The sequence below is a fragment of the Sphingomonas sp. LY54 genome, assembly GCF_035594035.1.
Lineage (GTDB): Bacteria > Pseudomonadota > Alphaproteobacteria > Sphingomonadales > Sphingomonadaceae > Allosphingosinicella.
The window spans coordinates 1,552,320-1,576,551 of sequence record NZ_CP141588.1 but is presented as its reverse complement, the minus strand read 5'-3'; the positions used below and the strand labels follow the sequence as shown (position 1 = coordinate 1,576,551).

The window sequence follows — 24,232 nt, the reverse complement described above, 5'->3', positions numbered from 1 at the left end:
AACGGCACGGCTCCGACCCGCTTGCCGCGTATTTTTTGGAGTAGTGCATGAGCGTGATGGCGCCGATCGGCGAACCGCCCGAACTCAAGAGATATTCCGGCCTGGAGCGCGCATCGATGCTGATGCTGGCGCTCGGCAAGGAGCATGGCGCCGCCATCTGGGAGCAGCTTTCGGTCGACGAGATCAAGGAACTGTCGTCCTGCATTGCCCAGCTCGGACGGGTGCCGGCGCCGGTGGTCGAATATCTGATGGTCCAGTTTTCGGGCGAGGTTTCGTCCATGTCGTCGCTGCACGGCTCCTACGAGACCACCGAGCGGCTGCTGGAAGGCGTGCTTCCCGGCGAGAAGGTCAAGGAGATCATGGAGGACATTCGCGGTCCTTCCGGCCGGACGATGTGGGACAAGCTCTCCAACGTGAACGAGTCCGTCCTCGCCGCTTACCTCAAGAACGAATATCCGCAGACGGTGGCCGTGATCCTCAGCAAGCTGAGCGCCGACCATGCCGCGCGCGTGCTCGCCGAGCTGCCGAAGGATCTCTCCACCGACGTCATCATGCGTATGCTGCGGATGGACACGGTGCAGAAGGAAGTGATCGCCGAGGTCGAGCAGACGCTGCGCAGCGAGTTCATGACCAATTTGTCGCGCTCGCAGCGGCGCGATCCGCACGAGAGCATGGCCGAGATCTTCAACGCGCTCGACCGATCGACTGAGGAAGCGATGCTGGGCGCGCTCGACGAGCGTGCGCCGGAATCGGCCGAACGCATCCGCGCCCTGATGTTCACGTTCGACGATCTCGCCAATTTGCTGCCGGCCGCGATCGCGACGATCGTCCGCAATGCCGACAAGCGCGAGATGGCGCTGGCGCTGAAGGGCGCGCCGGAGAGCATGAAGCAGATCTTCTTCGCCAGCATGACCGAGCGCGCCGCCAAGCTCATGCGCGAGGAGATGACGGCGATGGGCCCGGTCCGGTCGCGCGACTGCGAGGAGGCGCAGACCGCCCTGGTGCGTCTCGCCAAGTCGCTCGCCGATCGCGGCGACATCATGCTCGTCGATCCCAAGAGCGACGACGGCCTGATCTACTGACGAGGCGAAAGAGATGGCTTCGAGGAGACTAGAGATGGATGCAGCGACCAAGATCAGGCCGTTCGCCTTCGACCGGATTTTCACCGCCGCTTCGGCCAAGCGCGAGGCCGCCGATGCGCTCGACCTCGAGATGGAGATCGACGGCCTGCGCGCCGAGGTCGAGCGATTGAACCTGGAGCGCGACGACGCGCTCGCGCGCGCCCGCGCCGACGGCTTCGAGGCGGGGCTCGCCCAGGCGCGCTCGGAGCGCGAGACGGCTCTGCTCTCTGCGGTCGATGCACTCCACGCCGCGGTCGAGCAGATCGAAAAGGATTTTACCGAGGTCCAGACCGCGGTGCGCAACGACGCCGCGACCGTGGCCCTGGAGGCGGCCGACATGCTCGCCGGCCGCGCGCTCGAACGCGCGCCCGAACAGGCGATCAACGAGGCGCTGGGGCGGGTGCTCGAACAGGTCGGCCGCGGGCCGAAGCTGCAGATCCGCGTCCACCCCGACCTCGTCGAGCGGATGGAGGAGCTGGTCGCCTTCCGCATCGGCCAGGAGCGGCGGCGGATGACGCTGATCGTGTTCGGCGACGCCACCCTCGCGCTCGGAGATGCCCTGATCGGCTGGGACGAAGGCGGGCTCCGCCTCGACGCCGAGGCGCGCCGTGCCGCCGTTCTGGAAGAGTTCGCGCCCTTCCTCGGCTGACGCCCGCAGCGCCGTCGGCGCGATGGCGGCAAAAAATTCCTACCCGGCAGAACTTGCCTAGAGCGCTCCTCCTATAATGAACCCGGCAGGGACATGTTCGCCCTGCCGTCATTGTGGGGCTCCCCTTGAACGGATTGCGTAATTTTGCCGCCCAGCTCGGGACCAAGCGGCTGCTGATCATGGGCGGCGTCGCGGTGACGCTGCTCGCCGTGCTGGCGGCGGTGTCGCTGCGCGGCCCGAGCAGCCAGATGGGCTATCTCTACACCGATCTCGATCCGGCTGCGGCGCAGTCGATCACCGAGAAGCTCAAGGCCCAGAACGTCCCCTTCCAGATTTCGGCCGACGGCACCGGCGTGCTGGCGCCGCAGGACAAGCTCGCCGAGCTGCGCATGGGCATGGCCTCCGAGCAGCTTGGCGGTAAGATCGGCTACGACGTGCTCGACCAGGAGGAGCCGTTCGGCGTCTCCTCGTCGCGCGCCAAGATGAACGAGACGCGCGCTATCGAAGGCGAGCTCTCCCGGTCGATCGAAAGCCTTCAAAGCGTCACCAAGGCGCGCGTCCACATCGTGATGCCGGAGCGGGCGATGTTCGCCGCCGAAGCGCGCAAGGCGACCGCCGCCGTGACCGTCAAGACCCGCGGCTCGCTGCCCGGGGAATCGGTCCAGGCGATCCGCTATCTCGTCGCCTCCTCGGTGCCGGAACTGTCGCCGGAAAGCGTGTCGGTCGTCGATCAGACGGGCGCGCTGCTGGCTCGGGCGGGCGAGGGCGGCGGCGCCAGCTCCAGCGAGATCGAGCAGCGCCAGGCGGCGGTCGAAGCGCGGCTGCGCTCGCAGATCGAGGCGATGATCGAACCGATCGTCGGCGTCGGCAAGGTTCGCGCCGAAGTCTCGGCGGTGATCGACCGCGAGCAGACGCGCGAGGAAGCCAATGTGTTCGATCCTGACACGCAGGTGATCAAGCATCAGGTATCGGTCGAATCCAACGATCAGAACCAGGAGCAGGATGCCGCCGACGATGCCGTGACGGTCGCTGCCCAGCTCCCGGAGAACCAGGGCCAGCCCGTCGGTGGCGGTGGCGACACGCGTCAGTCCACCAAGGCGGAATCGTCCGAGGACATCACCTACGAGAATAGCAGCCGGCAGAGCGTCACCGTGCGCACGCCCGGCAAGATCAACCGCCTGACCGTCGCCGTGCTGGTCGACGGCGGAGCCAAGGGCGTGCCGGATTCGCAGCTGAAGCGGCTCAATCGCCTGGTCGAGAATGCGGTCGGCTTCGACGCCGAGCGCGGCGACAGCGTGGTTGTCGAAAGCATGACCTTCGCAACTCCCGAGGATCCGGGCGCCGACGCCGGCTTCTTGGGCGGTCTGACGATGGATCACGTCTTCGACCTGTTGAAGATCCTGGTCATCGCCGGCGTGGGCCTGATGGCGCTGCGGATGTTGCGCGATCGCGAGCGGCGCCGCGCCACCGACATGGCGGAGGTGCCCGAGGCCCAGCCGGCGCTGCCGCCGGCGCAGGATCCGGAGATGCTCGCTTTGGCATCGCGCGCGGCCGATGGCGACGAAGATGCGATGCGCCAGCTCGAGGCTCGCAACGATGCGGTCTCGATCGATCAGGAAATCGCGCTCGCGCAGGTCGACGGGCGGATCAAGATGTCGGCGCTGAAGCGCATCGGCGAGGCGGTCAAGGGCAGCCCCGGTGAGTCGGCTTCGGTCGTCCGGCAGTGGATGAATTCATGATGGAGAAGGTGATGAGCGACGACATTGCGCCGCGCCAATTGGTGCCGGCCGAGCTCGACGAACAAAGCGGCGGCGCGGAAGCCAGCCAAGCCGAAGAGGGTTGGTCGACCATGGGCATCGAAGGCCCGGTCGATGCCGGCGCGAGCGGCCTCGAGGCCGTGTTCGACGTGCCGGTCAAGGTCCAGGCGGTGCTCGGCCGGTCGCGGATGGATATTGGCGAGCTGATGCGGCTGCGGCCCGGCGACGTCGTCGAGCTCGACCGGCGCGTGGGCGAACCAGTCGACATCTTCGTCAACAACAGGCTGATCGCCCGCGGCGAAGTCGTGCTGATCGACAACGCACTGGGCGTGACGCTGACCGAAATCGTTCGCCAGGACCGGTGATGGAGTTCGGCTCGCCCTTGGTCCGGATGCTGCTCGTCGGCGCTGCCGGCAGCGAGTTCCAGCTCGCCGCCGCCATGGCGCGCGAGAGCGGCGCGGAAGTCGTCGCCGTCGACAGCCTCGATGCGGCGGTCGCCCATCTGCGCCAGCGCCGCAGCAACAGCGTCATGATCGACGTTTGCTTCGACGTGCCGGCCTTTCTCGAGCAGCTCCGCGCCGAGAAGATCGCGGTGCCGGTCCTCGCCTGCGGAATCGACGCGCCGGCCTCGGCCGCGGTCGCAGCGGTGCGGGCGGGCGCGCGCGACTATGTGCCGCTGCCGCCCGAGCGCGAGCTGATCGCGGCGGCGATCGCCCTGCTCGCCACCGGGGACGCCGGCGCGATCGAGGTCGAGGCCCTGGTCGGCCACACCGTCGCGGACGTCGAGCGCGAGCTCATCCTGCACACGCTCGAGCGCTGCCACGGCAACCGCACTTCGGCCTCGACCATCCTCGGCATCTCGGTGCGCACGATGCGCAACAAATTGCGCACCTTCATCGAGGCGGGGATCCCCGTCTCGCCGGCGCTCTGAGCGTACTTCCGGAGAGCTGAATGCCCGCGCAATGGACCAATTTGATGCAGCGTTTCGGCATGAGCCGGGACCTCGCGCTCGCCGGCACGGTGGTGGCGATTATCGCCATGCTGATCCTGCCGGTGCCGGGCTGGCTGCTCGATTTCGGCCTGTCGCTGTCGATCACCGCCTCGGTGCTGATCCTGATGACGGCGTTGTTCATCGAAAAGCCGCTCCAGCTCTCCGCCTTCCCGACGATCCTGCTGATCGTGACGATGCTGCGCCTCGGCCTCAACATCGCCTCGACCCGCCTGATCCTGTCGCACGGCCATGAAGGCGTCCATGCCGCCGGCGGCGTGATTGCGGCGTTCGGCGAGTTCCTGATGGGCGGCGAGACCGTGATCGGCCTCACCATCTTCATCATCCTGATCGTCATCAATTTCGTCGTGATCACCAAGGGCGCCGGCCGCATCGCCGAGGTCGCGGCGCGCTTCAGCCTCGATGCGATGCCCGGCAAGCAGATGGCGATCGACGCCGATCTGTCGGCCGGCATGATCAGCGAGGCGCAGGCGCGCGCCCGCCGCGAGGAGATCGAGGCCGAGAGCGGCTTCTTCGGCGCGATGGACGGTGCCTCCAAGTTCGTGAAGGGCGACGCCGTCGCCGGCCTGCTCATCACCGTGATCAACATCGTCGTCGGCCTGATCGTCGGCGTCGGCATCCACGGAGTCGCGTTCAGCGAGGCTTTCCACACTTACACGATCCTCACCGTCGGCGACGGCCTCGTCAGCCAGATCCCGGCGCTGATCGTCTCGACCGCGGCCGGCCTGCTCGTGTCCAAGGGCGGCATGGCGGGCAAGGCCGGGGCGGCGCTCGGCGACCAGCTCGGCCGCTATCCCAAGGCGTTCGGCATGGCCGCGGCCCTGATGATCGCGCTGGCGCTGATCCCGGGCCTGCCCTTCCTCCCGTTCGCGGTGCTGGGCGGCCTGTGCGGATGGATTGCCTGGAAGGCGAGCCAGCGCAACGAGCTGATCGAGGCGCAGGAGCGCATGGCCGACGCCAGCCGCGAGCTGGAGGCGTCGCAGGTCGAGGAGCCGATCTCCAGCACGCTCGCGATCGACGCAGTGCGGATCGAGCTCGGCTACGGGCTGCTCCCCTTGATCAACGATTCCAGCAGCGACCCGCGGCTCGACGATCAGGTGCGCGCGCTTCGGCGCCAGTTCGCCATCGATTACGGCTTCGTGCTGCCGGCGGTGCGCATCCTCGATAATATGGCGCTGCAGGCCCACGAATATATCGTCTACATCAAGGAGACGGTGGCCGGGCGCGGCGAGATCCGCCTCGACAAATTGCTGGTCATCAATCCGGGCGGGGAGAATGTCGGCATTCCGGGCGTCGAGACGCTGGAGCCGGTGTTCAATCTGCCTGCTCTGTGGATCGACAAGGATTTGCGCGACGAAGCCGGCTTCCGCGGCCTCACCGTGGTCGACAGCGGCACCGTCGTCACGACCCACCTCACCGAGCTCATCAAGGACAATATTGCCGACCTGCTCTCCTACACCGAGACGCAGAAGCTGCTGAACGAGATTCACAAGGAGTCCGAGAAACTGGTGGCGGACATCGTGCCGGCGAAAATCTCGATCTCGGGCGTGCAGCGCATCCTCCAGAATCTGCTCGCCGAAGGCATCTCGATCCGCGACGTGCCGACCATTCTCGAAGGCATCGCGGAGGCGAGCGTCTTCACCCAGAATCTGATGCAAATGACCGAGCATGTGCGCGGGCGCCTCGCCCGCCAGATCTCGTCGCAGCAGGCCCGCGACGGCGCGATCCCGATCATCACTTTGTCGCCGCGCTGGGACCAGGAATTTGCCGAGAGCATCGTCGGCATCGGCGACGAGCGCCATCTCGCCATGGCGCCGTCTAGCCTGCAGGCGTTCATCGGCTCGGTGCGCGACACCTATGACCGGCTTGCCCAGGAAGGCGAGATACCGTGCATGCTGACCAACCCCGCGATCCGCCCGTTCGTGCGCTCGATCATCGAACGGGTGCGGCCGGCGACGGTGGTGCTGTCGCAGAACGAGATCCACGTGCGCTCGCGAATCCGCACGCTGGGCGCGATCGCCTGACCGCGTCGCACCGCGACTTTGCCTCTATAATGATCCGGGGCTTGGGCCCGAAGGCGAGGATAATAAGAACGTGAACATCGCTTCGATCACATTTGCGACGCCGTCCGCCGCGCCGGACGCTGCAGCCGGCGCCGCATTGCTCGGCGCCTTCGGCCAGGTCCTCGACGCGACGCTGCAGCCGGCCGCAGCGAGCGCGTTCATCCCTGCGACGGCTTCGGGCAAAGCGGTCGCGACCACGCCGGTTGCGGCAACCGATGGCCAGGCCGTCATGTTGGCCACCGGGCCCGAAATCCCGATTGCTGCCGCGGTGGAAGCCGCGCCGGCCGACGATATGCCGGCGCTGTCTCCGGACGCCGTCGTGCCTCAGCCAAATTTGAAGATCCAGGCTGCCAACGACGGCATGAAGCCCGACCCGATCGCACCGCCGCAGCCTGGCGACGCCTCCAAGCCGATCGAGAGCAAGGCGGCCAACGCGGCTCCGTCCGATCCGATGTCGTCCATCGTTGCCTCGCCGCTCCCAACCATCGAGCAGCAGGCAGCCGTCGTCGCAGCCGCAGTGGTCCCAGCGGAGACGGCAGAGATCGAGCCGGCGGTTCAGCCCCAGGCGGAGCCCGGCACGGACGCGCCGGCCGAAGCGCCGGCCGCTGTCCTGACGGCTGCGCCGGCACCGACGCCGCACGCGCTGTCCACCCGGAATAGCCCGACGAACGCGCCGAATGCTCCCGTAACGACCGGCGTGAAGTCCGCCGCAAGCGCGCCGACTTCCTCGACCCCGAGCGATGCCGCCCCTGCAACGTCCGCCGACAACGGCTCGACCTTCGCGGCTTCCGTCTCTGCGGCCGTCGACGGTGGCGACCATGCGGTTACGAAGGCCGATGGTCTGCCCTCATCCCTGCTCAGCCAGTCGCTGCCGGCGCAGGCCGCGCGGCCGGCCGCTGCCCATCCTTATCCCGCCCAGGCGCAGGCCCCGGCCGTCGTCAACGCCCGCCCAGGCCAGATCGGGCACGAAATGGGCGTCGAGATTGCACGCCGCGTGTCCGCGGGTCGCGACGAAGTGACGATCCGGCTCAACCCGATCGAGATGGGCCGGATCGAGGTGCGCATGGCGTTCGACGATGCCGGCAGCCTGCGCGCCGTCGTTGCGGCCGAAAGCCCGGCCGCGCTCGACATGCTGCGCCGCGACGCCGCCGATCTCACCCGCGCGCTCACGGACGCCGGCATCCGCTCCGACGCGCAGTCTTTACGCTTCGACAGCCGCAGCGGTGGCGACGCCCAGGGCTGGCAGCGCCAGCAGAATGGCGGCGAGCAGCGCTCCGGCGACGGCCGTTCCGCCGCTGCCGACACGCCGGAAGGCGACGAACCCCAATACCGTCCGCTCCGTTCGAGCGGCCAGATCGATTTGATGGCCTAAGGAATTTCAGATGGCTTCCATAACCTCGACCGACGCCGCCGCGACCCAGGCCGCGCTCGCCTCCGGCGCCGCCGCCAAGGCGACCAGCACGATCGGTGCCGATTTCAACATGTTCCTGAAGCTGCTCACCACCCAGATGCAGCACCAGGACCCGCTCGATCCGATGGACACGTCGCAATATACGCAGCAGCTCGTCCAATATTCGCAGGTCGAGCAGTCGGTGCAGCAGACCGGCACGCTGAAGGACATCCTCGCCCGCCTCAACGCGCAGGACATGGCCCAGGCCTCGAACTTCATCGGCCGCGAAGCCCGCTTCGACACTTCGGTCTCGGGCCTCGGCGCCTCGACACCGGCGACCTGGACCTTCCAGCCCGAGGGCAAAGCGGTGACGATGACCGCGACCGTCACCGATGGCTCGGGCAAAGTCGTGCGCGAAGTCGCGATCGATCCTGCGGCGAATAACGGCCGCTTCTCCTGGGACGGTATGACCGCCGCCGGGACGCGCGCGCCCGAGGGTCCCTACCTGCTCTCGGTGAAAGCGGTCGACGCGGCCGGCGCCCAGCTGCCGGTGACGGTCAATGGGGTCGGCATCGTTCGCGATGTGGTCACCGACGGAAGCCGGGTGAGCCTCGGCCTCAACGGCGTGCGCATGCCGCTGAGCGCGCTGATCGCGCTTTCCGCCGCGAGCTGAGGCCTTTCCCTCCGCACACGAAAAAGGGGCCGTCTCGACGGCCCCTTTTTGCGTTTGATGCGTGCGGTTTTAGCTGACCGACATGCGGTGCGGCGCTGTGCAGTCGTTGACCGCGGCCAGCGTCGGCTTGGTCGAAGCAGGACGGGAGGCGGCCGGGGCGGCCCGTTCGGCCAGATCCTCGACAAGGAAGTCGCCGAGCCGGCAGCCGGCGAGCGGGGCGGGCGCGGTCAGCATCGCGATGCAGTCGGCCAGGGCCGGGTCTTCGCGCGGGCCGATCAGCTCCTCGACATCCTCATGGGCGAGGCCGGCGGCAAGGCCCTTGTCGACCGCTGCGACCCAGAGCGCGTCCGCATCGGCCACCGAGAGGGTCAGGCTCACACGAAACTGGGCATCATAATTCACGGGCAGTTCCCCTGTTCGACGCGCGGCCGATCGTCGCCGCCACTGCGCATTTCTTCGGATCCGGGCAACTCCGGGCTTCCACTACCTTGCGCTCAATGGACCTGCGCCTCGCGGCGCCGTCCGAGCTCGCGGGCATGGGCGACGACCAGGCAGAGCTCGGCATAGAGCTTGTCCCAGAACGGCGCCGGAATATCGAATGGCGCAGCCCCGGGCTGGGCGACGGCAATGCACGTCTCGGGCGCCTGGCGGAGCGCGAAGCGCGCTGCGAACGGGCCGTCGAGCTGCTCTTCGGGCAGAGCATGGGGCAGGGCCAGGCGCGCGGCCATGATGAAACCGGCCAGCAATTCGGCGCCATAGCCGTCGAGCAGGATGCGCGGCTGCCGGGTAATGTCGGGCCGTTCGAGCGCGACGAGGGCGCCGCCCGGATGCGGCTCGACGCTGACCCTGAGGCGCAGGCCGAACGGATCGGTAATTTCCCTGATTCTCGGAAACACATTCTGCTCCAGGCTTCTCTTGCCATTATAGAGGCGAGCGGGCCGGGGCCGCGTCCGCCGCGCATTTTGGCGGCCGGCAAGGCCCGAAAAGAAGAGGCCGGGGCGGTTTCCCGTCCCGGCCTCCCTTTGCGATCGCTCCCACGGGAAGTGGGAACCATCACTCGTCCGATTAACGGAAGAGCGACATGATCGACTGCGGCGCCTGGTTGGCGATCGACAGAGCCTGGAGACCAAGCTGCTGCTTGACCTGCAGAGCCTGCAGCTTCGCCGACTCCTTGGCGAGGTCGGCGTCGACAAGGTTGCCGATGCCGCTCTCGATGACGTCCGAAAGCTTGCTGGTGAAGCTGATCTGACCGTCGATCTTGCGCGACGCCGAACCCAGGGTGCTGAGCGACGTGTTGAGGTTGCCCGCAAACGTCTCGAGCTCACCAACCATCGCCTCGGCATTGGCCTGCGAGTTGATGTCAGCCGTGGTGACATCAGCCGTCAGCATCGTGTCGAGGCCCTGGTTGGCGACCGTCAGGGTATCGGTCGGATCGGTCGACTGCAGAGCAGCGACAGTCGCGGTCGACGCCGAGTCGAGCAGGTTCGAGCCGTTGAACTCCGAAGACTTGATGATCGTGGTGATCTGCTCCTTCAGAGCCGTGAAGTCGGCGTTGATCGCGGCGCGGCTCTTCGCGTCGAGGCCATCGTCCGAAGCTTCCAGAGCCTTCGACTTCATCTGGTTGACGATGTCGGAGATCTGCTCGGCACCGGCAACCGCCACGTCGACCGTGCTCTTGGCGCGGTTGAGCGAGGAGGAGACCGCCTTCAGGCCGCCCACTTCGCCACGAAGCGTCTGAGCGATCGTGAAGGAAGCGGAGTCGTCCTTGGTCGAAGCAACCGACAGACCGGTGTTGATGCGGTTCTGAACGGTGCCCAGGCCCTTGTTGGTCGCGGTGAGGCTCTGGAGAGCGGCCATCGCGCCGGTGTTCGTGTTAACGGAAAAACCCATGATCAATTCCTTTCTAGGATGAAGACCGAATTCTGCGGTCTGAACCGGAAGCGCCGGCCCTCGACGGACAGGGATTTCTCCCTGTCCACATATCCATTGTGGAAAGGAATTTTGACGGACCCAAACGATCCGTAATTTTATTCGTCCTTGCGATCGCGTTAACTAAGAGGAGCCGCATCTATGCTTCGCATAACGAAGAAGTGCCCGAACCGGATAGGACCGGCCGGGCGCTTCGTTTGCGCGTGGCAGAAGGATCAGAAGGGGAAGAGCGCGTCGTAAATCTGCTGGCCCCAGCGCGCCTGCTGGACGTCGGTGAGCTGGCCGCGGCCGCCGTAGATGACGCGCGCTTCGGCGATCTGGCTGTGGCGGACCGAATTGTCGCGGGCGATGTCCATCGGCCGGACGATGCCGGTCACGACAAGTTCGCGAAGTTCGAAATTAACGCGCACTTCCTGCTTGCCGCGGATGACGAGATTGCCGTTGGGCAACACCTCGGTGACGATCGCGGCCATCGTCATGTTGATCTGCTCGCTGCGCGTCGTGTTGCCCGTGCCGTTCGATTGCGAGGTCGAATTGGTGTTGACCAGCTTGCTGGTGTCGGGATTGCCGGGAAGCACCTTGCCGAGCGGGTTTTCGAGGCCGAGCAGCGCGCCGATGCCGGCGCTCTCGCCGCCCGAGCGTGAGCGCGAGGTCGAATTGGCGACGCTCGCCTTGTCGGTGATGTTGATGCGGATCGTCAGGATGTCGCCGAGCTGCGAGGCGCGCTGGTCGCGGAAGAATGCGCCGGCCCCGGTGCGGAACAAGGAGGCGCTGGCTGCGGGCGCTTCGGCGGCGCGCGCCGGCGCGCCGTTGCGGCCGGCGGCGCCGCGGTCGCCGAGCGACGGCTCGATGTCGGGCGCGCTGGAATCGCCCATCGGCGTCAGCTTGGGCGCCTTGCCGACCTGCTGGAGGCGGCCGACCGAGCCGCAGCCGGAAAGCAGGGTGCAGACGAGCAGCAGCGACGTGATTTTCTTCATGGGTGACTCCGTGGCCCTAGCGGCCGGAAATGCGGACGACGCCGGCCTTCTCGACGATGCCGTCGAGTGTACGGCTGCTCGAAAGGTTGACGACGCGGACGAGGTCGCCGGCGGCGCCGTTCGAGAGCGCCCGGCCCTGGGCCGAGATGCGGAGGCCGCCATCGACGACCATGATCGTCACCGGCTCGCCGCGGCGGACGAGCTGGGGACGGATGATGTCGGTGGCGCGCACCGGCGCGCCTGCCTGCAGGCGCCGTGCTGCTTCCATGCCGCTGGCGTCGGCGACGGCGAGCGCGCCGCGCGCAGTGCTCGCGCCGAGCGGGGCGAAGGTGAAATCGCCTTCCGACAGCAACTGTCCCTTATCGACGGCTCGGGCGAGGACCGGCGTGTCCACCGTCGCGCCCGCCGACTGGGCGGAAGCGGCGGCGGGAGCGAGCGCAGTGCAGGCGAGGGCGGCGGCGAGGAGCAGGCGCATGGATTTACCTCAGCTGGGCCGAGGTGGCGAGCATCTCGTCGGCGGTTTTCACGACGCGGCTGTTCATCTCGTAGGCGCGCTGCGCGGTGATGAGCGCCGTGATCTCGGACACCGGGTTGACGTTGGAAGCTTCGACGAAGCCCTGCTGGAGCAGGCCGAAGCCGGGCTCGCCTGCCGCCGCCACCGTCGGCTGGCCCGACGCCGCGGTCTGCAGGAACATGTTCGATCCGATCGCCTCGAGCCCGGCCTCGTTGACGAAGGTGGCGAGTTCGAGCTGGCCGACGACCTGGAGCTCGGGGTCGCCGGCAACCTTGACCTGGACCTGGCCGGTCTTCGAGACCACGACGTCGAGCGCGCCCTGTGGGACGATGATGCCCGGCTGGACCGGATAGCCGTCGGTGGTGACGAGCTCGCCCTGGTCGGACAGCTGGAACGAACCGGCGCGGGTGTAGGCGATGTCGCCGTTGGGCATGTTCACCTGGAAATAGCCCTGGCCGTCGATCGCCATGTCGTAGCGGTTGGAGGTCTGGGTGAGCGCGCCCTGCTCGGCGATACGATAGACGCCGCCGGTCTTGACGCCGGCGCCGATCTGGATGCCGGTCGGGGCGCGGTTGTCGGGGCCGCCCGCGGCCGCGCCGGGACGCGAAACCTGCTGGTAGAGCAGGTCCTGGAATTCGGCGCGCTGCCGCTTGAACGCGGTCGTATTCATATTCGCGATGTTGTTCGAGATGACATCGACGTTGGTCTGCTGCGCGAGCATGCCCGTGCCGGCGATCGAGAGAGAGCGCATAAGAGGCCTTTCTTTGCTATCAGCTAATTATAGGATCAGTTGACGCGCCCGAGGCGGCTGATCGCATTTTTGCGCATCTCGTTGATGCTTTCCGACATGCGCTGGCTGGTCTGGTAGGAGCGGAGGATCTCCACCATCGCCGTTGTTTCGACGATCGGCTGGACGTTCGAACCTTCGACACCCCCGGTCTTGAGCCTTGTTTCCGCGGCGGCGAGGACGCGGCCGTTCTGTCCAGTGATCAGGCCATCGCCGCGCGGCGAGACGGTGCGCTCGTCGTCGAACACGGTGACGACAAGGCGGCCGACCGCGCCCTGGCCGCCGACCACGGTGCCGTCGGCCGTGACCGCCAGGCGCCCGGCCTGGTCGGGCGGAACGCGGATCGGGCGCTCGCCCTCGCCGAGGATGCGATGGCCGCCGGCGGTGGCGAGTTCGCCATTCTCGAGCACCTTGATGAAGCCGGCGCGGGTGTAGGCGACGCCCCCGCCCGGTGCCTCGACGGTGAGATAGCCCGGCCCTTCGATCATCACATCGAGCGGGTTGCCGGTCGGCTGGAAGGCGCCCTGGCTCGTGTCGTGGATCGCGCCGTAATCGAGCACAAAGGACGTGGTCTTGGCGTCCTTGACCTGCGCCTCGTCCGCCTTCTCGACATATTCGTGGAAAAGCGGCTGCTCGCGCTTGAAGCCGACCGTGCTCGTATTGGCCATATTGTTGGCCGCGACGTCGAGGCGGCGGCGCAGCGCCTGCTCGTGGCTCAGCAACACATAAGCGGAGACGTCCATTTTTCGGCACCCTTCAAAAAATGTCGCGTCCGGTGCCACTAGGCAGAAATTGCCGCACGCTCCTCCTATAATAGAGGGGAATGAGCGAGAGCGGCGCCTTCCCGGCCATATTTCAGGGGAGGTGGCCGTCCCGGCCCAAAGGACAGCATGTGGCAGACGAGTTGACTGAGATCGCCGAGACCCCGGTCGCGGCCGCGGAAACCGAGACGCAGCCGAAGGGCAAGAGCCGGCGCGGCCTGGCCATCGGCGCGGCCGCTGCCTTGCTGCTCGCGGGCGCCGGCGGCGCCGGCTATTATTTCCTCGCTGGCGATAGCGCGGTGACCGAGGAGGCCAAGGCCAAGCCGGCGCCGACCTATGTCGAGGTGCCGCCGATGACGGTCAATCTGCGCAGCCCCGACGGCCAGCAGCGTTTCCTCAAACTGCGCTTCATCCTCGTCCCCGGCGAGGCCGGCAAGGAAGAGGCATTGAAGGAGAAGCTTCCGTTGCTCCTCGACGCCTACCAGCCGTTCCTGCGCGAGCTCCGCCCCGAGGATCTGGCCGGTTCCGCCGCCGTCTTCCGGCTCAAGGAGGAAATGGTCGTCCGCGCCGCCGGCGTGCTCGGCCCGGGCGCGGTCAGCGACGTTCTTATCCAGGATCTGGTCCAGCAATGAGCGACGATCTCGAAGGCTTCAAAGTGTCCGACCAGCCGGCGGCGCCGGAGGACGATGCGGCGACGGTCGCGGAGGCGCTCGATTTTGCCCGCTCCATGGGCGGCGAAGACGGCGTCGGACCGGCGCCCGAGGGCGAGACGGCCCAGCCGCTCGACGACTTCCAGCCCATCGACATGCCCGAGGCCGGAGCCGCGCCCGTCGACGGTTTCGACGATTTCGCGCTGCCCGATCAGCCGGCAATGGCGCTCGGCGAGAGCGGCGGCGCGTTCGACCAGGCCGACATCGACGCGCTGTTCGGTTTCGACGCCTCGCTCGGTGCGACCCAGAAGAGCGGCCTTCGCGCCGTCATCGAATCCAACGTCATCAACCACGAGCGCCTGCCGATGCTCGAGGTGGTGTGCGACCGTCTGGTGCGCATGTTCGCGACCAGCATGCGCAACCTCACCTCGGACGCGATCGACGTCAGCCTCGAGGAGGTGACCTCGATCCGCTTCGGCGATTTCATGAACCACGTGGCGCTGCCCGCGATGATCGGCGTGTTCAACGTGCGCGAGTGGGAGAATTACGGCGTCGTGACCGTCGATTCCGGCCTGATCTACGCCGTCGTCGATGCGCTGCTCGGCGGCCGCAAGGGCAATGAGACGCTTCGCATCGAGGGCCGCGGCTTCACCACGATCGAGACCACTTTGGTGTCGAAGATGGTGGCGCTGGTGCTCTCCGATCTCGCCACCGCGTTCGAGCCAATCGCGCCGATCACGATGGACCTCGAGCGGATCGAGACCAGCCCGCGCTTCGCCGCGATCGCGGGGCCCAGCAACATCTGCGCGGTCGCCACCTTCCGGGTCGACATGGAGGGCCGCGGCGGCAAGTTCAGCGTGCTCCTCCCCTATGCGACGATGGAGCCGGTGCGCGACAAGCTGCTGCAGCGCTTCATGGGCGAGAAGCTCGGCCGCGACCGGATGTGGGAAGCGCACCTCGAGGAGATGATCCGCCAGACCGAGATCTCGCTCGATGTCGTGCTCGGCGAGAAGGTGCTGCGCCTCAAGGAGGTCATGGACCTCGAAGTCGGCCAGACGCTCCAGCTCAACCTCGGGCCGGACGATCCGCTCGAAGTCCATTGCGGCGGCGTGCCGCTCGGCCGCGCCCATATCGGACAGCGCAACAATTCGATCGCCGTCCGCATCCTGAACGATATTTCGAGGGGGCTCCCGAAATGACCTTCGCCACTTTCACCAACGTCATCGTCATCCTGCTGTGCGGAGCGGTGCTCGTGCAGAGCGTGCGCATGATGAAGAGCTTCCAGGCCGTGAAGGACGGGGGCTTGAAGGATATGGTCGCCGCGCTCGACACCGCAACGGGGCAGGCGCGCGCCGTCCTCTCCGAGATGAAGGAGACGCTGCGCACCGACGGCACGGCCCACGCCAGGACGGTTGCGCAGGGCGAGGCGATGCGCGAGGAACTGACCGTGATGGTCGGCATCGCCAATGCGGTGGCCGAGCGGATTCTGGAAACGGTCGAAGCCAACAACAAGGCGGAGGTCCCGGCGCTGCCGAAGAAGGCCGCGGCGGCGCGTAAGCCGGCTGCCGCCAAGACCGCGGAGACGGTACCGGCGCCCAAGGCCAAGGCTGCCAAGCCCGCGTCCAAATCGACCAAAACGACCAAAATGACCACGGCCCAAAATGGACCCGCCGAGGCGGTGCCTGGTCCGGCGGCGATCGAGGTGCGCGGATGACCAAGCCTCGCTTCAAGCCGTCTTTGCTGCTGCTGATGGCGGGCGCCGCCGGCCTGTCCGTGCTCGCCCATGGCGCCACCGTCGCCGCCGGCCCGGCTGAACCCGCCCCGTCGACCCGCATGGGCGTCTCGATCAAGCAGGCCGCCAGCGACCGCGACAGTGCGGCCGCGCGCCGCGACCGCGCGCTCGACCTGCGCGAGCAGGCGGCCCGCGCCACCGAGGCGCGGATCAAGGCCGACCTCGAGGCGCGGCAAAGCGAGCCGCAGAAATCGGCCGGCAAGCCAGCCGAAGAGGAAGAGGACCAGTTCGAATCGCTGGCGCGCATCTACCAGACGATGAAGCCGGCCAAGGCCGCCAAAGTGTTCGAACAACTCGATATGGACGTTCAGGTCAGCGTCGCGCAACGCATGCGCGACCGCTCCACCGCTCTGATCCTGGCGAGCATGAGCCCGCAAGGGGCGGCCAAGTTGAGCATGGCGCTGGCGCGGCAGGACGTTCGGGGCGGGCGCAAGACCGGCGCCCGCTAAACGCTTAGACAGAGATGGAGAAGGGCCGTGCCGCGAGGCGCGGCCTCGTTCGAGTCAGGCCTGGAGCGCGGCGACCTCGACGATCAGGACCTGACCGATGCCGGGATATTCGCGCTTCAGCGCGGCCGTCATGTCGGCGCTGAGCTGCCGGACGTCGACGGCGGAGAAGCCGGACGCATAGAGACGCGAGAATTCGACCGCCGCGGCGAGCATGTCGGCGCGCAGGCGCGGCATCTGCTCCGTCAGGTCCGCTGCTGCTGCAGCGTCGGTCGCGTTCAGCACCAGCCCGACCCGCAGCGTGCCGTCGACCCGGTTGGGGCCGACGATCGGCACGGTGATCTGATCGAGCGTGATGAAGTGGGGTACAGCGGCAGGGACAGCCTGGGCGCTGCTGCCGGACGCGAGCGCGAGGCTGCCGCCAGCGGCAGCGACCAGCGCGGCTCCAGCGATCGGCAGACGTTTGCGCATCGTGAACTCCAAAAAAGCAGCAATCAAGGATGGGTCATTCGCCCGCCTCACCCTCCTTTCCTCCTATAATAGAAACAAATCGTTACATTGGGGTGCGCATGAGCCGCGATCAGAAGCCGGGCAAAGTCAGAGTCGTTTCAGGGAGCCTGCCCGCCACGCCGATGCGCCGCGCCACCGATCGCGCCGGTCTTGGCGCGCTGGAAGGGTCGATTACGGCCCCTCCGACTGAAGCTGCACCGGATGCGGCGCGCGCGAGCGGCATGCTGCTTCCCTCGCTGCTGTTCGTGCTGGGCTGCGCGATCGGCGGCGTCGCCTTCGCCAGCCTCGGCCTGTTCTGAGGCCGTGGCGATGAAGACCTCCCTGCTGGCGGCCACCGCCGCCGCGGCCGCAGCCGCCGCGCCGGTCGCGCCGCCGCCGGCCGTGCCGGCACCCCAGTCGCAAAGCCTCGTCAACGGTGTGCCGGCCGCCGATACGTCGCGGCGCCAGGCCCACGTCGCCGGCTTCGCACCGCGCCTGTCGCAGCAGCCTGTGATCGACGGGCCGCGCGGCTGGACCGTCGTCCCCCAGGCGCAGTCCTGGGCCGCGCTCGCCCGCGCCAACCCCGACACCCGCCAGGAAGCGCGCTGGCGCTTTGCGCTCAGCCTGATCGGTCGGGGACGCGGCGCCGACGCCTTCGGGGTTCTGGAGGTCATGCGCCAGGACGAGACCGACCTCGCCTTGGTCGATTCCTTTCGGCTCGCCCGCGGTGCCGCGCTTGCACAGATGGGCCGGTCCGTGGAGGCGATGGAAGAACTGATCGGGCCCGGGCTCGTCGGCAATTCCGAGGCCTGCGCCTGGCGCATGCTGACGCTCGCCGAGGCGGGACTCGCCGAGCAGGCGCTGGGCCAGCTTGCCTGTGCCCAGGCGGCGCTGTCGGGGCGGCAGCGGCCGGAGCGGGCGCGGTTCGTCCGCGCCGCGGCCCGGTCGGCGCTTGCCGTCGGTCAGCCGGGCAAGGCCGTCGCTTGGCTGGGGCAGGTGCCCAAGGGCGATGTCGCGGCCGACCTGCTGCGCGGCCGCGCCCTGGCCGCACTCGGCAAGGACCAGGACGCACGGGCGCATCTGGCCCGCGTCGAGAAAGACGGCAGCTACGAGCAGAAATTGGACGCGCGGCTCGCGGGCATCGAGGCAGCCGTCCGCCGCCGCGAGATGCCGGTCGAGGCCGCCATCAAGCAACTCGAGCAGATTCGCTATGTCTGGCGCGGCGGCGAAATCGAAGAGCGGGCGCTGCGGCTGAGCTACGAGCTCAGCGTAGCCGCGCGCGACCTGCGCGGCATGCTGTCCACCGGTGCGACCCTGTTCCATTATTTCGACATGGGCGCCGAAGGACCCGCCTTCGCGGCCGGCCTGCAGCAGAAGCTCGCAGCGGCGCTGGACCCGGAAAACGGGCTGCCGCTCGATCAGGCGCTCGGTCTCTACTGGGATTTCCGCGAACTCGCGCCGCTTGGCGCGGAGGGCGACCTGCTCGTCAGCCAGCTCGCCGGCCGGCTCCAGGCCGAGGGCCTGTACGATCGCGCCGCCGATCTGCTCGAGCATCAATTGTTCGCCCGCGCGCGCGATCTGGCGCAGGGACCGCTTTCGGCCCGGGTCGCCACGTTGCACATCCTGGCCGGGCATCCGCAGCGGGCGCTGATCGCCTTGCGCAAGACCGGCGGCGTCGCCTTCCCGTCCGAAATGCGGTGGGACCGTCAGCGGGTGGAAGCGGTGGCGCTCGCCCAGCTCGGCAAGACCGAGGAGGCGCTGGCGGTGCTGCAGGGCGTGCCCAATGGCGGCGCACTGCGCGCCGAGATTTTGTGGAAGAAGCGCGATTGGTCGGCACTCGCCGAGGCGACGCGGCCGGCGCTGCCGGCGGCGAACCGGATGAGCGAGGTCAACCAGGCGATCGTGCTGCGCTACGCGATCGCGCTGGCGATGACCGGGCGCGAGGACGATCTGGCCGCGCTCCGCGCCCGTTATGCCGGCGCGTTCGCGCCTTTGCCCACGGCGGGCGCCTTCGATGCTTTGACCAGTCCGGTGGGAACGGTCGATCCGGAGAAGGTGAGCGCGGCGATGGGCGCGATCCCATCGGCGAGCCCGGCCGGGCAGATAGCCGATCTGTTCGACGTGCGACCGGCCAGCCGCGCCGGCTGATCGCGACGGATCGAGGACATGAAAAAGGCGGCGTCCGCGGGTGCGGGCGCCGCCTTTTCTGTGTCGGGGTCGGGATCAGCGCAGATATTCGGACAGGGTCATCGTCGAAAGCTGCGAGAAGACCGAGAAGGAGGCGCGCAGCGTCGTCTGCTGCTGGGCGAGATCGACCGCGACCTGGCCGAGATCGGCATCCTCATTCTCGGAGATCAAACCCTTCAGCAGGATCGTGCGATCGGTCGCGCGGATGCCGAGCGTCTCGACCTGCGCCTGTTTACGGCCATTGTCGGCGCTGACCGCCCGCATCTGCCGCAGGCCGACGTCGATCGCGCCGATCGCGTCTTCCAGTGCGGTCACCTGGGCGTCGGTCAGGACGTCGCCGATCGGGCCGGCCTCGGCGAGCTTGCGAAACGCCATGAACAAATCGGTGCCGACCTCGTCGGCGAGAAGCCCATAATCGACGTCGATCCCGTCCGAAACGCGGCCCGACGCCTTGATCTTGTCGTTCGAGAAAGCGTCAGCCGGGGCGAGGCCGATCGTGTCGGCAAGCGTGGCCGGCTTGAACGGCAGCTCGTCGGTGCGCGAGCCGGCGAACAGCGGCAGGCCCGCCTCATCCCCGTTCATGGCGGAGCGGAACTGGTGAAAGGCCTGCTCGATCGCATCCTGAAGGCCCGCCGACTGGCGCGTGCCGACGGCGGTCAGGATCTCGGTGCGGAGGCTGCCGACGGCCGTGTCGACCCCGGTCAGATGCGCGTCGTAGATGGCGAGCGTGGTGGTGAGCCGCTTCGAGACGGTGCTGTGCGCCTCGTGGCGCGCGACCATCGTCCGCGCCGACAAATGACGCACGGTCTCGGTGCCGAGCGACGCATAATCGAGCGCCTTCTTGCCGTTGGCGAGCTGCAACTGCGTGGCGGAAAGCTTCTGCTGGCTGCGCTGGATCGCTTCCGAGAGGTTGCGCTGCATGGGAATGGTGGCGACGCGGTTCATAGTCTGTCCTCTCAGCGGATCATATCGATCAGGGTGTCGTACATCTGGCTTGCGGTCGTCATCACGCGCGCGGCGGCCGAATAGCTGTTCTGAAGCACGACCATCTGGGCGAGCTCCTCGTCGATATTGACGCCGGCGAAGCTGTCGCGGCGGTTGATCGCGTCCGTGCGGCGCGCGCTGGCGTCCTGATAGGCTTCGGCAGCCTGCGCCGCCTCGGTGCCGGCGCGGCCGAGCAGCAGGCCGGAGAAGCGCTCGAGCGTCGAAACCCCGTCCTTGCCGAGGTCGATCGCCTTTCCGAGCTGCTGCACGAAGGCATTGGCGCCGCGAATGTCGCCGGGGCCGATCGCCTTGTCGCCGACCGCCACGTCGAGTTGGAGCCGGGCGAGCGGCAGCCGGGTCGTGTCGCCGAGAATTTCGGAACGAACCTCGGCGCGCGCCAGGCCGGCGGCCTTGCCGGTGAGGCCCGAGAGCGCCGAGAAAGAGAGGCCGGTGCCGTTGCGGTCGGTCGAATCCGACGTGATGGAGATGGCGGCACCCGAAATGCCGGGGTCGCTCTGGAACTGGATGCGGCCGCGCGGATCGAGCGCAAACTTGCCGAACGACGCGAGCGGACTGGCGTTGAGCTGGCCGACGAGGTCGCCGAACGTACCGCCGGGGGTGGGGTTCAAGGTGAAGCGGGTGAGTGCCCGCCCGGTTGCGTCGCGCAGCACCAGCTCCGACGTCTGGCCGGCGGCGAAGCCGTGCGGGTCGGTCGCGACGAAGCCCGACGGCACCAGCATGCTGTCGGCGCTCCGCACCATGTCGTTCAGCCCGAAATATTGCGAGAAGCCGATGCCGGCGCGCGCGCTAGGCGATGTCGGATCCTGGGCGGTGGCGACGCCGTTGCCGGCCGCGGTCGCCTGGATGGTAAGGCGGCCGTCGGCGAAGGTAGCGGTCGCGTGGGGCCCGATACCGGCATTTATCGCTGCGACCGCGTCGTCGACAGTCGCCGCCGGTCCGAGCGCCGCGAAGTCGACCGTCGTCTTGGCGACGAGCGTTCCGTCGTAGCCGGTGACCGCGAAGACGGTGGCGCCGGTGAAGCCGAGGCGATCGCTGCCGGCAAGGCCGGTCGGGCGCCCGTCGAGGCGGCTCGGCGGCGGCAGCGACGTGCCTTCGTTGGCGACAGCGTTGAGCGTCTCGGCAAGGCCGCCGAAGAGGACGCCGAGCTTTTCGGAAAATTGCGGAAGCGCCCGATCGCGCAGGTCGATGAGACCGCCGAGCTTGCCCCCGATCGCAGCGGAATCGAGCTTCTCGCCGGTGGCGGCGCCGAGCTGACCCGGGCCGTCGGAGAAGCGGATGTCGATAGTGGGATAGAGATCCTGGGCGACGCCCATGCCCGGTGCGGGATAGTTGAGCTGGCGCAGGCGTTTGTCGAGAAGGACGGCGCCCTGCGCCGACTCGATCGTGACGCGGCCGTCGATCTGGTCGCGGATCGTGACCTTCACCAAGCCGCTCAACTCTTCGAGTGCGACCATACGCTGGTCGATCGCGCCGGCCGAGCTTTTGCCCAGGCCATCAAGCCGGGCCACCGTGTCGTTGAGTTCGTGAATCCGGACGAGCAGGCCATTGATCCGCTCGACCGTGTAGCCGACTTCGGATTCGACGTCGGCGCGCAAATTGGTGATGTCGCCGTCGAGTTGGTTCAGCGACGCGATCGCGTCCTGCACGTCCTCGGTGAAGGCGGCGATATTCTGGGTCGCGGCCTGTCCGCTGGTCAGGCGCACCGCCGATGCGGAGATCGCATCGAGCCGCGCGGGCAAACCTGCCTCCGAGCCGGGCTCCCCGAGCAGCGCCTGGACGCGATCGAGATAGGAAGCGACGGCCTCGTTGCGGCCCATGTCGCCGGCGCGGCGATAGACGCTTTGTTCGAGGAAGCGATCGGCGACCCGCTCCGGCTCGCCGACGACGACGCCGCTGACTCGGCCGGCGGTGACTCCGGTCGAGAGCGAGACGCGCTCGCGGGCGTAGCCGGGCGTGCCGACGTTGGCGATATTGTTCGAAACCGAGCGCAGGCCCGCCTGCGAAGCCGCCAGGCCGGACATTGCAGAGCCGAGGATTTCGTTCAGGGACACGCCGGACTTCCTTCAGATAGGCAGAAAAGTGGCGGTCCGACCCGAAAGGCCGGACCGCCTAAGCGGGTTAGCGCTTCAGGTTGCTGACTTCCTGCAGCATGTCGTCGACGGTCGTGATGATTTTCGACGAGGCGCTGTAGGCCCGCTGGAAGCGGATCATGTTGGTGAATTCCTGCGCCAGATCGACGTTGGACGCTTCGAGCGAGCTGCCCGCGATCGCGCCGGCGCCGAGGGCCCCAGGCTTGTTGATCGCGACGTTCCCCGAGGCGGCCGACATCTGGTAGCTGTTGCCCGACAGGCGGGCGAGGCCATCCGGATTGGCGAAGGTCGCGATCGGCAGCTGGAACACCTTCTTCGACGTGCCGTCGTCGAACACGGCGCTGACCACACCGGTCTTCGATATCTCGACCGAGGCGAGATTGCCGAGCATGCCGCCGTCGACGTTGGATGTGATCAGCGCGGACGCGTCGTTCGACTGGGTGAGGCCGTTGAGGCCGCCGTCGTCGCCAAGGCGGAGCTGGATCGGCTGCGATCCGGCCTGGTTGGACCAGGACGGGGTGATCGTGCCGAACAGTGCCGGGGTCGAGTTGGCGCGATCGAGGCTGCCGTCGCCGTTGAACTTTACGGTGCCGCTGACGAACAGGTTGCTGCCGGTGACGTCGCTCGCGGGGACCGCATAGACCTCGGTCTCCCAGGTGTTCGGGCCGGTCTTGAGATACCCCATGGTGACGCGGTGGGCGCCGCCCTGCGCATCATAGATGTCGAGCGTGCGCTCGAAGGACGGCGTGACCGTGCCGTCGGCCAGGCTGCCGACCGTATAAGCCGGCGCCCCGGCATAAGCGGCGGCGGTCGACTGAAGGTTGGCGCGGATCTCGATCTTGGTCGTCGGCTGGGCGGTGCCGGTCAGCTCGCTGAGGCGGACCGGCTCGAGCACGTCGAGATTGCCGGTGTCGAGGAAATTGCCCTGCGCGTCGAGGCGCCAGCCCTGGAGGTAGAGACCGCTCGTGTTGCGCAGGAAGCCCTCGGAGTCCGGCTTGAACGAGCCGGCGCGGGTGAAGGCGACTTCGCTGTTCGGGCCCGAACCGGTGCGGGTGACGAAGAAGCCGGCACCGTCGATGGCGATGTCGGTCTGGCTCGCCGAAGCCTGGAGCATGCCCTGCTTCGAGATCAGCTGCTGCGGAGCGGCGCTGACGCCGCCGGCCGAATAGCTGGTCGTGGAGCGGCCGTCGGTGACGAGCGTGCGGAACTCGGTCTGCACGCCTTTATAGCCGACGGTGTTGATGTTGGTGATGTTGTCGGCGACGCCGGCCATCGCGCTGGACTGCGCAGACAGACCCGACACGCCGGCATAAAGAGCGGAATAGAGGCTCAACGATATTCTCCTGCCACGTGAATTCGGCCTGCGTTCTGCGCACGCGCCGAGAGGTTCGTAGTCATTGTAGGAAGAGCCACGCGTCGCTCCAACAATGGGCAAATTTTGCCTAGTTTGTGGTCGGCCTCCGCAGCCCCTTCTATAATTCGGGAAAGGCATGAGGTGACTGCGATGACGCTTCGAATTTCCCTGCGCGACGGCGAGAAAGTGATTGTGAACGGCGCCGTGCTGCGCTCGGTCGGGCGTACCGACCTGCGCGTGGAGAATGGCGCTTCGATCATGCGCGGCCGCGACGTGATGACGCCCGAGGAGGCGAACACGCCAGCCCGCCGGCTCTATTTCGCCTGCATGATGGCCTATATCGACGAGAGCGACCTCGTCGCGCACCAGAACGACATCATCCGCCTCGTCCGCGAACTGATGGACGCGTTGGTCTCGCCCGAAGCGAAGGCGGTCTGCATCGCCTTTGCCCAGAAGGTCGCCTGCGGCCAATTCTACAAGGCTCTGGTCGATTGCCGCTGGCTGATCGATTACGAAGCCGAAGCGCTGGCGCGCACCGCGCCGGCCGACGCGCCGCTCGGTGCCGACCTGAAGCCCGCCGCCGCCTGAT

26 protein-coding genes are annotated in these 24,232 nt (G+C 67.6%); 15 read left to right on the top strand and 11 right to left on the bottom strand.

Annotated features, from left to right (window positions below):
* The first annotated feature begins 47 nt into the window (after positions 1 to 47).
* The 8 genes from SH591_RS07975 to SH591_RS07940 all read left to right on the top strand — a co-directional run bounded on the left by SH591_RS07975 (position 48) and on the right by SH591_RS07940 (position 8,662).
* Positions 48 to 1,082: a flagellar motor switch protein FliG gene (locus SH591_RS07975; protein WP_324751261.1), complete on the top strand. Its 1,035-nt coding sequence runs from the start codon at positions 48 to 50 to the stop codon at positions 1,080 to 1,082.
* Between the two features lie 34 nt (positions 1,083 to 1,116).
* Positions 1,117 to 1,770: a FliH/SctL family protein gene (locus tag SH591_RS07970; RefSeq protein ID WP_324751260.1), complete on the top strand. Its 654-nt coding sequence runs from the start codon at positions 1,117 to 1,119 to the stop codon at positions 1,768 to 1,770.
* A 179-nt stretch (positions 1,771 to 1,949) separates the two neighbouring features.
* Complete coding sequence (gene fliF, locus SH591_RS07965; RefSeq protein ID WP_324751352.1) at positions 1,950 to 3,509, top strand: flagellar basal-body MS-ring/collar protein FliF; 1,560 nt, start codon at positions 1,950 to 1,952, stop codon at positions 3,507 to 3,509.
* An 11-nt stretch (positions 3,510 to 3,520) separates the two neighbouring features.
* Positions 3,521 to 3,892, top strand: coding sequence for a flagellar motor switch protein FliN (fliN, locus tag SH591_RS07960; protein WP_324751259.1), 372 nt, complete (start codon positions 3,521 to 3,523; stop codon positions 3,890 to 3,892).
* Positions 3,892 to 4,458, top strand: a complete 567-nt coding sequence (locus SH591_RS07955; protein WP_324751258.1) for a helix-turn-helix domain-containing protein — start codon at positions 3,892 to 3,894, stop codon at positions 4,456 to 4,458. Before fliN ends, SH591_RS07955 begins: the two co-directional genes overlap by 1 nt.
* A 20-nt stretch (positions 4,459 to 4,478) precedes the next feature.
* Complete coding sequence (gene flhA / locus SH591_RS07950; RefSeq protein WP_324751257.1) at positions 4,479 to 6,560, top strand: flagellar biosynthesis protein FlhA; 2,082 nt, start codon at positions 4,479 to 4,481, stop codon at positions 6,558 to 6,560.
* Positions 6,561 to 6,630: 70 nt separating this feature from the next.
* The gene (locus SH591_RS07945) at positions 6,631 to 7,971 is read left to right on the top strand and encodes a flagellar hook-length control protein FliK (RefSeq protein ID WP_324751256.1); all 1,341 of its coding nucleotides are present in this window, start codon (positions 6,631 to 6,633) and stop codon (positions 7,969 to 7,971) included.
* Between the two features lie 10 nt (positions 7,972 to 7,981).
* A complete protein-coding gene (locus SH591_RS07940) occupies positions 7,982 to 8,662 on the top strand; it encodes a flagellar hook assembly protein FlgD (protein WP_324751255.1) in 681 nt (226 codons plus the stop codon).
* Between the two features lie 69 nt (positions 8,663 to 8,731).
* On the opposite strand, the gene SH591_RS07935 is transcribed toward SH591_RS07940, so the two are convergent.
* The 7 genes from SH591_RS07935 to SH591_RS07905 all read right to left on the bottom strand — a co-directional run bounded on the left by SH591_RS07935 (position 8,732) and on the right by SH591_RS07905 (position 13,612).
* A complete protein-coding gene (locus tag SH591_RS07935; protein WP_324751254.1) occupies positions 8,732 to 9,064 on the bottom strand; it encodes a hypothetical protein in 333 nt (110 codons plus the stop codon).
* A 92-nt stretch (positions 9,065 to 9,156) separates the two neighbouring features.
* Entirely contained in the window at positions 9,157 to 9,558 is a 402-nt protein-coding gene (locus SH591_RS07930) for a hypothetical protein (RefSeq protein WP_322831007.1), read from the bottom strand.
* A 169-nt stretch (positions 9,559 to 9,727) separates the two neighbouring features.
* Entirely contained in the window at positions 9,728 to 10,552 is an 825-nt protein-coding gene (locus SH591_RS07925; protein ID WP_324751253.1) for a flagellin, read from the bottom strand.
* Positions 10,553 to 10,806: 254 nt separating this feature from the next.
* The gene (gene flgH, locus SH591_RS07920; protein ID WP_324751252.1) at positions 10,807 to 11,568 is read right to left on the bottom strand and encodes a flagellar basal body L-ring protein FlgH; all 762 of its coding nucleotides are present in this window, start codon (positions 11,566 to 11,568) and stop codon (positions 10,807 to 10,809) included.
* 16 nt (positions 11,569 to 11,584) lie between these two features.
* Positions 11,585 to 12,043 carry a flagellar basal body P-ring formation chaperone FlgA gene (gene flgA, locus SH591_RS07915; RefSeq protein ID WP_324751251.1) on the bottom strand — a complete coding sequence of 153 codons (459 nt, stop codon included), beginning with the start codon at positions 12,041 to 12,043 and terminating at the stop codon, positions 11,585 to 11,587.
* A gap of 4 nt (positions 12,044 to 12,047) precedes the next feature.
* Entirely contained in the window at positions 12,048 to 12,833 is a 786-nt protein-coding gene (gene flgG, locus SH591_RS07910; protein WP_322831003.1) for a flagellar basal-body rod protein FlgG, read from the bottom strand.
* A 35-nt stretch (positions 12,834 to 12,868) separates the two neighbouring features.
* On the bottom strand, positions 12,869 to 13,612 hold the full coding sequence (locus SH591_RS07905) for a flagellar hook-basal body complex protein (protein ID WP_324751250.1): 744 nt from the start codon (positions 13,610 to 13,612) through the stop codon (positions 12,869 to 12,871).
* 149 nt (positions 13,613 to 13,761) lie between these two features.
* On the opposite strand from SH591_RS07905, the gene SH591_RS07900 reads away from it, so the two are divergent.
* The 4 genes from SH591_RS07900 to SH591_RS07885 all read left to right on the top strand — a co-directional run bounded on the left by SH591_RS07900 (position 13,762) and on the right by SH591_RS07885 (position 16,521).
* Positions 13,762 to 14,262: a flagellar basal body-associated FliL family protein gene (locus SH591_RS07900; protein WP_416385218.1), complete on the top strand. Its 501-nt coding sequence runs from the start codon at positions 13,762 to 13,764 to the stop codon at positions 14,260 to 14,262.
* 173 nt (positions 14,263 to 14,435) lie between these two features.
* Positions 14,436 to 15,479 (top strand): flagellar motor switch protein FliM, encoded by a 1,044-nt coding sequence (gene fliM / locus SH591_RS07895; RefSeq protein WP_416222331.1) that lies wholly within the window; start codon positions 14,436 to 14,438, stop codon positions 15,477 to 15,479.
* Complete coding sequence (locus tag SH591_RS07890; protein WP_324751249.1) at positions 15,476 to 15,994, top strand: DUF6468 domain-containing protein; 519 nt, start codon at positions 15,476 to 15,478, stop codon at positions 15,992 to 15,994. Before fliM ends, SH591_RS07890 begins: the two co-directional genes overlap by 4 nt.
* Positions 15,991 to 16,521: a MotE family protein gene (locus tag SH591_RS07885; protein WP_322831000.1), complete on the top strand. Its 531-nt coding sequence runs from the start codon at positions 15,991 to 15,993 to the stop codon at positions 16,519 to 16,521. Before SH591_RS07890 ends, SH591_RS07885 begins: the two co-directional genes overlap by 4 nt.
* 54 nt (positions 16,522 to 16,575) lie before the next feature.
* On the opposite strand, the gene SH591_RS07880 is transcribed toward SH591_RS07885, so the two are convergent.
* Complete coding sequence (locus tag SH591_RS07880; RefSeq protein ID WP_324751248.1) at positions 16,576 to 16,989, bottom strand: flagellar basal body-associated FliL family protein; 414 nt, start codon at positions 16,987 to 16,989, stop codon at positions 16,576 to 16,578.
* A gap of 98 nt (positions 16,990 to 17,087) precedes the next feature.
* Here SH591_RS07880 and SH591_RS07875 point away from each other — a divergent pair, with 98 nt between their 5' ends.
* Positions 17,088 to 17,327 (top strand): hypothetical protein, encoded by a 240-nt coding sequence (locus SH591_RS07875; RefSeq protein ID WP_324751247.1) that lies wholly within the window; start codon positions 17,088 to 17,090, stop codon positions 17,325 to 17,327.
* A 10-nt stretch (positions 17,328 to 17,337) separates the two neighbouring features.
* On the top strand, positions 17,338 to 19,155 hold the full coding sequence (locus SH591_RS07870; protein ID WP_324751246.1) for a hypothetical protein: 1,818 nt from the start codon (positions 17,338 to 17,340) through the stop codon (positions 19,153 to 19,155).
* Between the two features lie 75 nt (positions 19,156 to 19,230).
* On the opposite strand, the gene SH591_RS07865 is transcribed toward SH591_RS07870, so the two are convergent.
* The 3 genes from SH591_RS07865 to flgE form a co-directional block, all read right to left on the bottom strand.
* Complete coding sequence (locus tag SH591_RS07865; protein WP_324751245.1) at positions 19,231 to 20,139, bottom strand: flagellin; 909 nt, start codon at positions 20,137 to 20,139, stop codon at positions 19,231 to 19,233.
* Positions 20,140 to 20,150: 11 nt separating this feature from the next.
* Positions 20,151 to 22,250, bottom strand: coding sequence for a flagellar hook-associated protein FlgK (locus SH591_RS07860; protein WP_324751244.1), 2,100 nt, complete (start codon positions 22,248 to 22,250; stop codon positions 20,151 to 20,153).
* A gap of 67 nt (positions 22,251 to 22,317) precedes the next feature.
* Positions 22,318 to 23,622: a flagellar hook protein FlgE gene (gene flgE, locus SH591_RS07855; RefSeq protein WP_322830994.1), complete on the bottom strand. Its 1,305-nt coding sequence runs from the start codon at positions 23,620 to 23,622 to the stop codon at positions 22,318 to 22,320.
* 171 nt (positions 23,623 to 23,793) lie between these two features.
* Between flgE and SH591_RS07850 the strand changes: the two genes are divergently transcribed.
* Positions 23,794 to 24,231: a flagellar biosynthesis repressor FlbT gene (locus SH591_RS07850; RefSeq protein ID WP_322830993.1), complete on the top strand. Its 438-nt coding sequence runs from the start codon at positions 23,794 to 23,796 to the stop codon at positions 24,229 to 24,231.
* Position 24,232 lies beyond the last annotated feature (1 nt).